Consider the following 12,387-nt stretch of genomic DNA (forward strand, 5'->3'; position numbering starts at 1 on the left):
GAGGACAGGCGGTGGGAGCAACCAAGCCCAGCGATCGGGTCCACAGATCGGAATCCACGAATCGGAATACAGAGAGCAGGTATGGCTCGTGCGTCAATGTCGGAAATGGCGCATCCCGGTGAACAACATCGCGATATCGTGCTCATCGGCAGCAGCAATGACCTCCTCGTCGCGCATCGATCCACCTGGCTGAATGACGGCCCGTATACCAGCCGCTGCGGCTTGGTCGAGTCCATCACGGAACGGAAAGAAGGCATCCGACGCCAACACCGCCCCCGCTACCTCCAAGCCGGCCTGCTCGGCCTTGATCCCGGCGATGCGCGCCGAGTTTACCCGACTCATCTGTCCAGCCCCGACACCCACGGTCATGCCGTCCTTTGCATAGACGATGGCATTGGATTTGACGAACTTGGCGACGCGCCAGGCAAACAGCAGGTCGTCGCGCTCCGCCTGACTCGGCTCGCGCTTGCTGACGCAGCTGAGTGTCGCCGTGAGATCCCGATCGGCGTCTTGCACCAAGAGTCCGCCACGAACACGCTTGAAATCTCGATAACCCTGCCGCTCGACAGGCCAGGGACCGCAGCGCAGCAGACGGACATTCTTCTTCGTCGCAATGGCCTCCATCGCCTCGGCGCTGACCTCGGGGGCGATGATCACCTCAACGAACTGCCTGGAAACGATGGCCGCTGCCGTCTCGCCATCGAGCAGCTCATTGACCGCGACGATGCCACCGAATGCCGATTCAGGATCGGTGCTGAAGGCACGCTCATAGGCGCCGAGCAGTGTTTCTCCCACCGCCACGCCGCAAGGGTTGGCGTGCTTGACGATGACGCAGGCTGATGCGTCGCTGAACTGCTTGACACATTCGAGCGCCGCATCGGTGTCAGCAATATTGTTGTAGCTCAGTGCCTTGCCTTGCAGCTGCTCGGCTGTTGCGACACAGGCCTCACAGCCACCACGGCCAACGTAGAAGGCTGCGCTCTGATGCGGATTCTCGCCGTAACGCATCGCCTGGCGTTTGCGGAACTGCATATTGAAGGTGCGCGGCAGACCGTCTGGCTTGCCCTCTGGATGCTCAACAATGGCGCCCAGATAGTTGGCGATGGCGCCATCGTATTGGGCCGTATGCTCGAATGCCCGTACCGCCAGATCAAAGCGGGTCTGAGCATCCACGACCCCGTTGTTCGCAGCCATTGCCTGCAAGACCCGGTCATAGTCCGCTGGATCGCAGACGACGGTGACATCGCGGTGGTTCTTGGCTGCAGCACGGATCAGCGTCGGACCGCCAATGTCGATGTTTTCGATTGCGGTGGGCAGGTCGCAATCAGGGCGAGCGACGGTCTGCTCGAACGGGTAGAGGTTCACCACCACCAGGTCGATGGGATGGATCTCATTCTCGTGCATGACCGGATCATCTTCGCCGCGACGCCCGAGGATGCCGCCGTGGATGCGCGGATGCAGCGTCTTCACGCGCCCATCCATCATCTCCGGAAAACCGGTGTATTCGGCTACCTCAATCACTGGCACATCGTGCTCAGTGAGCAGCCGCGCCGTGCCACCTGTGGACAGGATCTCGATCCCTTGCTTGCTCAACGCAGTGGCGAAGGCGGCAATGCCGGTCTTGTCAGAGACGCTGATCAGGGCCCGTTTCATTGGTTTCATTCTGGTCTTCTCCAGGTGCGGCTTACGCGCAGAGCCGTGTCTGCGCTGCTAGGCCTGGTCGGTCCTAGGCTTGAGCTTCTTGCGCAGGGTGCCGCGGCTGATGCCCAAGATCTCGGCGGCTGCGGATTGATTGCCTTTGGTGTGCTCGAGCACTGCTGTGAACATCGGCTGCTCCACCTCGTCCATCACCAGTCGATAGAGCCCCCGGATGTCATGGTCACCCATGCTGCACAGGTAGCTACGCAAAGCGGTCAGCACGCATTCTCGCAAAGGCTCGGTGTGGCCCGACTCATGCTTTTCAACATCCGTTACCGCAAAGCTTTGCCCGTCATTCATCGATTGACCCCTTGCCGCCCGTTCGAGGTGGTATTTGCGCGCCATTATGCTGGCGTCGTCTAGGCCCTCAGCCCAGGCTCCTTGCCGAGCAAGGAGGACTGGCTAACGGCTCAAGGCCTAAGGAAGCGGTCTCGGCAACATAGGCTCGCAGCAGGGCTAGCTGCTCTGCCGCTGAGGTCGTTGCCATCAAACGCCGGCGCAAAGGCTCTTCCCCTGCGTCCGAGCCAGACTCGCCACCCAAGCCACGCAGGTACCAGCCAATATGCTTGCGTGCGATCAACACCCCGCGCCGCTCGCCGTAGAACCCGTAGAGCCGGTCCAGATGCTCCGTCAGGATCGCTCCAATCCAGACTAGCGAGGGTGTTGTCGGCACCTCGGATGCCGTCGTTGGGGGCTCGCCACTCGCCGAGTACTCTGCTGTCGCCGGTGGTGTTGCAAGACCGCCGAGAACGGTTGCGATGCGACCGAAGATCCAAGGTCGGCCCAATGCGGCGCGTCCGATCATAATAGCATCGGCGTCGGTCCTGTTCAGCACCTCGAGTGCCTTGGCCGGTCCATCGATATCACCGTTGGCCACTAGCGGCAGCGTTGGACACAGATCGCGGATGCTGGCCAGGCTGTCAAACTCCGCTTCGCCCGAATAGCCGCAGGCACGAGTGCGACCATGCACCGTCAAGAGCTGAATCCCGCTGGCCTCGGCAATCTGCGCAATGCGTCCCAGGTTGCGCGTCTGCGGTGACCAGCCCGTGCGCGTCTTCAGCGTCACCGGCACATCGACAGCGCCCACCACGGCCTCCAGGATGCGTCCGACCAGGCGCTCATCGCGCAGCAGTGCTGAGCCTGCGGCAACCTTGCACACCTTCTTCGCCGGACAGCCGAGGTTGATGTCGATCAGCTCGGCACCGCGCTCGACATTGTGCCGCGCCGCCTCCGCCATCTGCTGCGGATCGGCGCCCGCGATCTGCACCGCAATCGGTCCCGGCTCACCCTGATGATTGCTGCGCTCGCAGCTCTTACGCGTGCGGCGTAGGGCGGGATTCGCGGACAGCATCTCGGAGACGGCAAGACCAGCACCGAGCCGCCGGCAGAGGAGGCGAAAGGGTTGATCGGTGACCCCGGCCATCGGCGCCAGAATCAAGCGGTTCTGGATGTTGACTGAGCCGATCTGTAGCGGCTGCAAGAGCTTGGTGGCTTGCGTCGCAGCGGCGTCTGACTCGGGCATCAGGAGGTTGTGGTCGGTCTGCGTGCGAGCGACTCCCGTGTTGTCCTTAGGCAACCGGCTGCCGCTGACCGGCGATCAGCACCCAGTCATCGCGTTCCAACGGGGGCTCGAGCGCAAAGCTCGCCCGATAGGCATTGCTGACCATCTCAGCTTGGTGCTTCAGGATACCGGAGAGCGCAATGAGGCCACCTTGCTTGGTCAGCTGGCTCAGGCTCGGCGCTAGCGCGACCAAGGGGCCAGCGAGGATATTGGCGACCAGCAAATCGGCAACCTGTCTTGGCAACTGCTCCGGCTCGTAGACGCAGAGACGCTCGCCGACGGCGTTGATCTGGGCGTTCTCCAAGGTGGCCTCCAGGGCCTGCGGATCATGGTCAACGGCAATCGCTCGCGCGGCCCCGAGCTTCAGTGCCGCGATCGCCAGGATACCAGAGCCGCAGCCGAAATCGATGAGCGTCGAGCCAGCGAGCGGGGCTCGATCAAGCCACTCTAGACACAAGGCGGTGGTCGCATGATGGCCAGTGCCAAACGCCAGCCCTGGATCAAGATCGATGACGACGGCATCAGCTCGGTCCACTGTCTGGCCGCGCGGGCAGACCCAGAGTCGCTCGCCGAAACGCTGTGGCTTCAGGCCTTCGAGCCAGATGCGCTCCCAGGGCTGGTCCTCGAGTCGGTGCAGGCTTGGCGGGGCGAGACATTGAGCCGCCAAGCGTTGGGAGGCGGCTTCGGCCTGCATGCTGCCGGCTGGGCTGTCGTCAAACAAGGCGGTGATGCGCAGTTGGCGCCAGAGCGGGGTCTCGCCTGGGGCGGGCTCGAGCACCTGATGGGGGTTCCAACTGGGCTCCGCTGAGTTGACTACTGGGTCGACCAGCCCGTCGTTGCCGTCATCCAGGGTCACCGCTAACGCGCCAGCATTCTCCAGCGCCGCCTCGATCAACGGCGCCGCGTCTCGGTCTGCTAACAGCTCGAGCTCGATCCAGGCCATCGTGGTGGAGCAGTGGCTGCGGTCAGAGACCGAGCTTCTTCTCGAGATAATGGATATTGACGCCGCCCTGCTGGAAGGCGGCGTCCTTCAGCAACTGCCGATGCAACGGAATGTTGGTGTTGATGCCTTGAATGATGGTCTCGCGCAGCGCGTTGCTCATGCGCGCGAGCGCCGCGTTTCGGTCTTCCCCATGAGCGATCAGTTTGCCGATCATCGAGTCGTAATAGGGCGGTACCACGTAGCCCGCATAGATATGGGTGTCGATCCGCACACCAGGCCCACCCGGCGCATGGAACTCCTCGATGGGTCCTGGGCTCGGCATGAAGGTCTCCGAATGCTCCGCGTTCAACCGGCACTCGATGGCGTGGCCGCGCGGCACGATGTCGCTCTGCTGATAGCGCAGCCGCTCGCCGCCTGCAACCAGGATCTGCTCCTTGATCACATCGATGCCGGTGATCATCTCGGTGACCGGATGCTCCACCTGCACCCGGGTATTCATCTCGATGAAGTAGAACTCGTCGTCCTGATAGAGGAACTCAAAGGTGCCCAGGCCGCGATAGCCGATGGTGCTGCAGGCCTCGGCACAGCGCTCGCCGATCCGCTGCCGCTGCTCCGGCGTGATACCGGGGGCGGGGGCCTCTTCGATGACCTTTTGATGCCGGCGCTGCATCGAGCAATCGCGCTCGCAGAGATGGATGGCGTTGCCGTAGCTGTCAGCGAGCACCTGAAACTCCACATGGCGTGGGTTCTCCAGGTACTTCTCCATATAGACCACATCATTGCCAAAGGCGGCACCGGCCTCGGCCTTGGTCAGCGAGATCGCATTCAGCAAGGTGGCATCCGAGTGCACCACGCGCATCCCACGGCCGCCGCCACCGCCAGCGGCCTTGATGATCACCGGATAGCGGATCTCGCGTGCCAGCTGCAATGTGTGCTTGGCGTCGTCGTCGATCGGGCCATCGGAGCCGGGCACGCAGGGCACGCCAGCCTGTTTCATCGCTCGAATCGCCGAGACCTTATCGCCCATCAGCCGAATCGTGTCCGGCTTGGGGCCGATGAACACGAAGCCAGAGCGCTCGACGCGCTCGGCGAAATCGGCATTCTCCGACAAGAAGCCGTAGCCGGGATGGATAGCGACGGTGTCGGTGACCTCTGCGGCGCTGATGATCGCCGGGATGTGCAGGTAGCTGTCGCGAGAGGGCGCCGGACCGATGCAGACCGATTCATCGGCGAGCAGCACATGCTTCAGCTCGCGGTCGGCCTCGGAATGGACGGCGACGGTCTTGATGCCAAGCTCGCGGCAGGCGCGCTGGATACGCAGCGCGATCTCGCCGCGGTTGGCGATGAGGATCTTCTCGATCATTCGATCACGAACAACGGTTGGTTGTACTCAACAGGCTGGCCGTTCTCGACCATGATCTTCTTGATCACGCCAGCGCGCTCTGATTCGATCTGATTCAGGATCTTCATGGCCTCGATGATGCAGAGGATGTCACCGACCTTGACCTCCTGGCCCTCTTCGACGAACGACTTCGCGCCAGGCGAGGGCGATCGGTAGAAGGTGCCGACCATCGGTGAGCGCGCCAGACAGGCATCGTCGATCTCCGGGGCGCTTGGCGCGGCGCTCTGAACCGAAGTCGCAGGCGCCGGAGCTCCACTCGGGGCCGCTGGTGCAGCCGGGGGCATCATGAACTGCGGTGCTCCACTGCCATGACGGCTGATACGCACAGACTCTTCACCCTCGTGAATCTCGATCTCTGCGACGTTCGATTCATCGAGCAATTCGATCAGCTTTTTGACCTTGCGGATGTCCATGACAGTTGATCTTCTCGCCGTGGATTAATGCTTGACTCTTCGCGAGTACTGGTTGATGGCTACGACCCGAGCGCGCCGCGCAAGCGCCTAGGGCGGCGGGTTGCCGAGCCGGCGTAATGCTGCGGCCAGGGCTAGGTCGTAGCCCTCTGCGCCGAGCCCGGTGATGACCCCTTCAGCAATATCAGAGAAGTACGAATGGGCTCGAAACGGCTCGCGCGCAAAGACATTGGACAGGTGCACCTCGATAAAGGGGATAGCGACCGCCAACAGCGCATCTCTTAGCGCAATGCTGCTGTGCGTGAACGCGGCCGGATTGAACAGGATGAAGGCAACGCCCTCAGCCCTAGCCCGATGGATGGCATCAATGAGCTCATGCTCGGCATTGCTTTGCAGCATCTGCAGCTCGTGACCGGAGGCCTCGGCGCTGGTGCAAAGGCGACGGCCAATATCCTCAAGTCTGTCCCGACCGTATTTGTCCGGCTCCCGGGTGCCGAGCAGGTTTAGGTTGGGGCCGTTCAGGCAGAGGATCTTGGCCATGACACCGATCGAAATCGCTGCCATTGGCAGCGAACCGTCGAGAAAAGGGCATGCTGAGGTGATGCGAGGCACATGGCGCTCTAGGGTACGGCATTAGGCGCCGATTTACAAAGTCACCGTTGTCCTGCCGAGGATAAGCGAAGTTTTCGGCGCCGTTAGCGACCGTATAACAGCCTGTTCAGGGCAGCCCGCTCGCGGAGATTGCGCTAGTTGACCCCAAGAAGTCGCGGTTTGACCTCTGTCTCGAGCAGGTCAGCGTCGATCTCGCCAGTGTGGCTGAAGATGCGCTGCCCAAGGGGATCGAATCCGACTGTAAAGGGTAGCCCGCTGGTGCGGTTGCCAAGCTTGTGGGAGAGCTCAACGCTGTCTCGGTCGCCGAGCAGGATGGGATAGCTCACCGGGTTGTCTTCAAGAAAATCCGCCACTTCTTCAGCACGATCGATGGCGATACCGACGATCTGCAGTCCTTGGTTGCCGTAGGTCTGCTGCCACTCATCGAGCAGTGGCATCTCGCGTAGGCAGGGCGGGCACCAGGTCGCCCAGAAGTTGAGCACCAGCACCTTGCCGGCCCATGCATTGCTGCTGAGCTCACGGCCGTTGACTGTGGGTAAACGAAAGTCGGGAAGGGTCTCCAGCGTGCCCTGCTGAGCACCACGTCGAGGCGGTTCGGTGCTGCTGTCGCCGACCTGGAGCCAGCGCTCACCGAACAGGGCTAAGCCAATGCTGACCGAGCCGGCCAGCAGCGTCACGGCCAGGACCTTTGCGGCATTCACCGGCCGAACTCGTTGAGGTGGGCCGCAAACTCGTCTGCTGGCACAAAGCCAACCAGCCGCCATCCGCGCTGCTCCTCGCCGCTGCTATCGAAGAAGAGCATTGCTGGCGGTCCTGGGATACCGAAGCGCTCCTGCATCAGCGCCTTGTCTTCGGCGTCGTTCGCAGTGACATCCGCCTGCAAGAGCACGTAACGCTGCATCGCCTGCTGCACCTCAGGGTCGGGGAAGGTGTAGCGCTCCATCTCCTTACAGGACACACACCAGTCCGCATAGAAGTCGAGCATCACGGGCTTGCCTTGCGCCTGGGCCTCGGCCACGGCCCGGTCGAGATCGGCCACGGTCTTGATGCGCTTGAACTCCGGATGTGCGGCAACAGCCCCATGGCCACCCGCTGCTGGCATCAAGCCGCGCAGCGGTTGGATCGTATCCTTACCGCCAGCGGCGGTGCCGACCAGCATCAGCACACCGTAGACCAACAAGGCGACGCCGAGCGCTTTCCACAGCTTGGACCAGCCGCTGGCCTGCGGGCCGTGCTGGGTGAGGGCACCCAGATAGACACCCGAGCTGATCAACAGCAGGGCCCAGAGCACCATCGCGAAGGCTGCTGGGATCACGCGCTCAACCAAGAGGATCGCCACCGCTAGCAGCAGCACGCCGAAGACGGCCTTCACCGAATCCATCCAGGCGCCAGCGCGCGGCAGCAGCTTGCCGGCCGAGGTGCCGATCGCCAGCAAGGGGGCGCCCATTCCAAGGCCCAGTCCCAGCAAGGCGAAGAAGCCAAGTACCGCATCGCCGGTCTTGCCAATGAAGATCAGGGCGCCCATGAGGGGGGGCGCGACGCAGGGGCCGACGATCAATGCCGAGAGCGCGCCCATGATCGCGGCGCCGGTGAGGGTGCCACCCTGTTGCTTGTTGCTCAGTTGGGTGAGCTTGGTCTGCAAGCTGCTCGGCAGCTGCAGGTCGTAGAAGCCGAACATCGATAGCGACAAGGCGATAAAGATCGCCGCGAAGGCCGCCAACACCCAGGCGTTCTGGAAGGTTGCCTGCAGGTTCGCGCCAAAGAGCCCGGCGATGACGCCGACAATGGCATAGGTCAGCGCCATGGCCAGGACATAGGCGAGCGACAGGAAAAAGGCCTTACGTGTCGTGATCTGGTCACCCTGGCCCGCAATGATGCCGGACAGGATTGGGATCATCGGGAAGACACAAGGCGTGAACGCGAGCAACAGCCCGAGCACGAAGAAGATCGCCACTGCGCCGAAGATACCGGTCTCGGCCAACCGCGCCGCGATCTGGTCCTGCTCGGAGACCCGCTCCGGTGCTGCTGAGTCCGTGTCCGAGCCAGTATCTGAGCCTGTGACTGAGCCAGCATCTGGGCCAGTCACTGACGCAGCGCCCTCTTCACCCGCTTCAGGTTGCACAGGCTCCGAGAGTGCCACCGTCGTCACCGCGGGCGGGAGGTCAAGCGTGACGCGATCAGTCACCGGCGGATAGCAGATGCCGCGCTCGGCACAGCCCTGATACTTGGCAACCAAGGTCACGCTGGTCGCCGCCTCGCTGCGGCGCAGCAGCGGCACCCTGAGATCGACATCGCCGTGATAGATCGCGACATCACCGATGCTGCCGTCGGGGCGCACCGTGTCTGGCTTGATCTCGGCCGGAGGCAGTTCGTAGGCGCCGAGCTGAACGCCCTCGGCATCCTCGAGCGCGAGCTCGATCTTGTCGTGATAGAGATAGGTCTCAGGTGCAATCCGCCAGCGCAGGGCCAGGGTCTGAGGGTCTTCGACCGCGACGTCGAGCTGGAAGGCCTCTTCGGCGGGCAGGATGTCATCCTCGAAGCCGAAACCCAACGATTGAGTGCCACTGCTGAGCTGGGCGCTGACCGCGGCGCTGTCCTGCTCATCCATCAGTGCGGTCGGTGCCTTTGCGGGCGGCTCAACAGCGGCCAAGCGCGGTAGCTCTAGCAGGATGCTCTGGCGCTGCGGCGGATAGCAGAGTCCAGCATCGGCGCAGCCCTGAGACTGAGTCTCGATTCGCACGACCTCGCCGACATCGCCACTGCGCTCAACCGGCAGCGTTGCCTCGACCCGATCGCGATAGATCTCAACCTCGCCGAAGAAGGGGTCCGTCTTGCTCTCAGCCGGTGGCAGCGCTGCCGCACCTAGCTCAAAGCCCGGTGTCTTGCTCTCAAAGCGGAACTTGGAGCCATACAAGTAGTAACCCGGCTCGATATCCCAGCTCACTGTTACAGCATCAGGCTCCTGGGCGTCACCGCTGATCCGAAACGCCTGATCCGGCTGCAGGAACTCGTCCTCAGCCGCACCCGTCACGGGCGGCGCTAGACCCAGCGCCAGAGCCAGGGCCAGCAGAAGCAGACCGAAGCGAGCAAGTGGTGGGTCGCTGCAGGCTCGGCGGTGTTGTTGGCCCATCCGGTCTCGGGCGATGAAGTCAGTCAGTGGTTGTTCGCAGTACATTGGCGGACCCAGTCGAGATAGTTCTTGTTGCCGGCGGTGATCGGATGACTGATCACTTCGGGGACCTTATAGGGATGGAGTGCGTCGATGCGCGCTGCAAGCGCATCGACTGAGCTCTCCATTGTCTTGATGATCAGCAGCACCTCATTGTCGGTCTCGATCTCAGTCTGCCAGCGGTAGATCGAAACGACACCACTAAGGATGTTGACGCAGGCTGCAAGATGCTCGCTGACGAGTGCTTCTGCCAGCTCTTGCGCGGTCTGCATATTGGGGCAGGTGCACAGACTCACATAGACTGGCTCAGGGGTATCGTGAGTTCCCATAGGTCTGCCTCGAGTGTGGAGCGGACTGTGATTGTGTCGGACATTGCTGGGTACTGCTTGCAACAGGGCTTGCAATAGGGCTTGCAACGAGCAGCGCTGCCGACGAGCCGCATAGACTAACGGAAACCGGGCGCCGAGGCTGTGCCGGTTTGAATCGCCAAAATCCGGACAAACGTCCGGGTCATTGCGTCAGGCGTCAGATGCCGGGCGCCCAACTAGCGAGGCTTCCCCGATGTGGATCATCCTTCTTCTGTTCGTCTTCGCCCCATTGATCGAGCTCTACTTCCTGATCCAAGTCGGCTCAGTCATCGGCGCGCTACCCACCATCCTTCTCTCGATCCTGACTGCGGTCATCGGTGGCTACTTGGTTCGACGTCAAGGGCTCACTGTACTGATGCGGGTCCGCAGCATGCTCGATCGCGGCGAGACGCCAGCGCTCGAGCTCTTGGATGGCGCTGTGCTCCTGGTATGCGGCTTCGCCCTGATGCTGCCCGGCTTCGTCACCGATGCGGTTGGCTTTGTGCTGCTGGTGCCGCCTGTCCGGCATGCGCTGATTCGGCGCTACGTCAAGCTGGTCCCGGTTCAGGGCGGGGTGGTGGTGCAGGAAGAGCGCACGACTCGGCGCACCATCGAAGGCGACTGGCGCCGCGAGGACTGAAAGGGGCCCGGCGCAACATTTCCCCCTTGACACAGCGCAGACGCTGCCTATTATTAGCACTCGCTCGAGATGAGTGCTAACAGCCAACCGAAACCTTTGGTTTTGAATGGCGCCAACAGTTCGACATCGGCGTCGGGCATCGCCCGTCCCGGTCTTCTACCCCACAACCTAGTTTATGACCCTGAGGGCTAACGCAAATGAAGATTCGTCCCTTGCATGACCGCATCGTGGTCCGTCGCATGGAAGAGGAGCGCACCTCTGCTGGCGGCATCGTGATCCCGGACTCGGCCACCGAGAAGCCGATTCAGGGCGAGGTCATTGCCGTCGGTAACGGCAAGATCATGGACAACGGCGACACCCGCAACCTCGACGTCAAGGTTGGCGACAAGGTGTTGTTCGGCAAGTACTCCGGCACCGAGGTCAAGCTCGACGGCGAGGACTTTCTGGTGATGCGCGAAGAAGACGTCATGGGCGTCATCGAGGGCTAATCCGCGCGCCCAGCCGCCAACGCCCGTCGGATCGGTCCGACAACAATCGTTCGACACAACCAGTTTTGCTTGAGGAAACAACGCGATGAGCGCAAAAGAAGTCAAGTTCGGCCTCGATGCCCGTAACCGTATGGTCGAGGGTGTCAATATCCTGGCCAATGCCGTCAAGGTCACCCTGGGTCCCAAGGGTCGCAACGTGGTGCTGGAGAAGTCCTTCGGCGCCCCGACCGTCACCAAAGACGGTGTCAGCGTCGCCAAGGAGATCGAGCTCTCCGATAAGTTCGAGAACATGGGTGCACAGATGGTCAAGGAGGTTGCCTCCCAGACCAGCGACATCGCTGGTGATGGCACCACCACCGCCACCGTGCTGGCGCAGGCCATGGTCCGCGAAGGCATGAAGGCGGTCGCCGCCGGCATGAATCCCATGGACCTCAAGCGTGGTATCGACAAGGCGGTTGAAGCCGCTGTGACCCAGCTGAAGGAGCTGTCCAAGCCTTGCTCCAACAACAAGGAGATCGCTCAGGTCGGGACCATCTCTGCCAACTCCGATGAGTCGATCGGCGAGATCATCGCCGAGGCCATGGAGAAGGTCGGCAAGGAAGGTGTCATCACCGTCGAAGAGGGCAAGTCGCTGCACAACGAGCTCGACGTCGTCGAGGGCATGCAGTTCGACCGCGGCTACCTGTCGCCGTACTTCATCAACAACCAGCAGAGCCAGACCGCTGAGCTGGAAGACCCCTTCATCCTGCTGCACGACAAGAAGATCTCGAACATCCGCGATCTCCTGCCCGTGCTCGAGGCCGTTGCCAAGGCCGGTCGTCCGCTGATGATCGTCGCCGAGGACATCGAGGGTGAGGCCCTGGCCACCCTGGTCGTCAACTCGATCCGCGGCATCATCAAGGTTTGTGCCGTCAAGGCACCGGGCTTCGGCGACCGCCGCAAGGCCATGCTGCAGGACATCGCCATCCTCACCGGCGGTACCGTCATCTCCGAGGAGGTCGGTCTGACGCTGGAGAAGACCACGCTGAACGAGCTGGGCTCCGCCAAGCGGGTGCAGATCACCAAGGACGAGACCACCATCATCGACGGCGCCGGACAGGATGACGAGATCAAGGGC

13 protein-coding genes are annotated in these 12,387 nt (G+C 62.3%); 3 read left to right on the top strand and 10 right to left on the bottom strand.

Going from position 1 to position 12,387, the window contains the following annotated elements:
- Nucleotides 1–93 precede the first annotated feature (93 nt).
- The 10 genes from purH to cutA form a co-directional block, all read right to left on the bottom strand.
- Nucleotides 94–1,662, bottom strand: a complete 1,569-nt coding sequence (gene purH, locus ACY693_RS00585; protein WP_462319879.1) for a bifunctional phosphoribosylaminoimidazolecarboxamide formyltransferase/IMP cyclohydrolase — start codon at nt 1,660–1,662, stop codon at nt 94–96.
- Between the two features lie 48 nt (nt 1,663–1,710).
- Nucleotides 1,711–1,998, bottom strand: coding sequence for a helix-turn-helix domain-containing protein (locus ACY693_RS00590; RefSeq protein ID WP_462319880.1), 288 nt, complete (start codon nt 1,996–1,998; stop codon nt 1,711–1,713).
- A 67-nt stretch (nt 1,999–2,065) separates the two neighbouring features.
- Nucleotides 2,066–3,220 (bottom strand): tRNA dihydrouridine synthase DusB, encoded by a 1,155-nt coding sequence (dusB, locus tag ACY693_RS00595; RefSeq protein WP_462319881.1) that lies wholly within the window; start codon nt 3,218–3,220, stop codon nt 2,066–2,068.
- Nucleotides 3,221–3,266: 46 nt separating this feature from the next.
- Nucleotides 3,267–4,202 (bottom strand): 50S ribosomal protein L11 methyltransferase, encoded by a 936-nt coding sequence (gene prmA, locus ACY693_RS00600; protein ID WP_462319882.1) that lies wholly within the window; start codon nt 4,200–4,202, stop codon nt 3,267–3,269.
- Between the two features lie 22 nt (nt 4,203–4,224).
- The gene (accC, locus tag ACY693_RS00605) at nt 4,225–5,565 is read right to left on the bottom strand and encodes an acetyl-CoA carboxylase biotin carboxylase subunit (RefSeq protein ID WP_462319883.1); all 1,341 of its coding nucleotides are present in this window, start codon (nt 5,563–5,565) and stop codon (nt 4,225–4,227) included.
- Complete coding sequence (accB, locus tag ACY693_RS00610) at nt 5,562–6,017, bottom strand: acetyl-CoA carboxylase biotin carboxyl carrier protein (RefSeq protein WP_462319884.1); 456 nt, start codon at nt 6,015–6,017, stop codon at nt 5,562–5,564. The genes accC and accB overlap by 4 nt, the downstream gene beginning before the upstream one ends.
- An 87-nt stretch (nt 6,018–6,104) precedes the next feature.
- Nucleotides 6,105–6,554 (bottom strand): type II 3-dehydroquinate dehydratase, encoded by a 450-nt coding sequence (gene aroQ, locus ACY693_RS00615; RefSeq protein ID WP_462319892.1) that lies wholly within the window; start codon nt 6,552–6,554, stop codon nt 6,105–6,107.
- A 206-nt stretch (nt 6,555–6,760) separates the two neighbouring features.
- Nucleotides 6,761–7,327 (bottom strand): TlpA family protein disulfide reductase, encoded by a 567-nt coding sequence (locus tag ACY693_RS00620; protein WP_462319885.1) that lies wholly within the window; start codon nt 7,325–7,327, stop codon nt 6,761–6,763.
- A complete protein-coding gene (locus tag ACY693_RS00625) occupies nt 7,324–9,756 on the bottom strand; it encodes a protein-disulfide reductase DsbD (RefSeq protein ID WP_462319886.1) in 2,433 nt (810 codons plus the stop codon). The genes ACY693_RS00620 and ACY693_RS00625 overlap by 4 nt, the downstream gene beginning before the upstream one ends.
- A gap of 23 nt (nt 9,757–9,779) precedes the next feature.
- Nucleotides 9,780–10,124: a divalent-cation tolerance protein CutA gene (gene cutA, locus ACY693_RS00630; RefSeq protein WP_462319887.1), complete on the bottom strand. Its 345-nt coding sequence runs from the start codon at nt 10,122–10,124 to the stop codon at nt 9,780–9,782.
- Between the two features lie 232 nt (nt 10,125–10,356).
- Here cutA and ACY693_RS00635 point away from each other — a divergent pair, with 232 nt between their 5' ends.
- The 3 genes from ACY693_RS00635 to groEL form a co-directional block, all read left to right on the top strand.
- A complete protein-coding gene (locus ACY693_RS00635; RefSeq protein ID WP_462319888.1) occupies nt 10,357–10,782 on the top strand; it encodes an FxsA family protein in 426 nt (141 codons plus the stop codon).
- A gap of 197 nt (nt 10,783–10,979) precedes the next feature.
- The gene (gene groES, locus ACY693_RS00640) at nt 10,980–11,270 is read left to right on the top strand and encodes a co-chaperone GroES (protein WP_462319889.1); all 291 of its coding nucleotides are present in this window, start codon (nt 10,980–10,982) and stop codon (nt 11,268–11,270) included.
- Nucleotides 11,271–11,355: 85 nt separating this feature from the next.
- The coding region (gene groEL, locus ACY693_RS00645; protein WP_462319890.1) for a chaperonin GroEL at nt 11,356–12,387 on the top strand (1,032 nt) is incomplete at its 3' end.

This window comes from Halochromatium sp., from assembly GCF_054919635.1.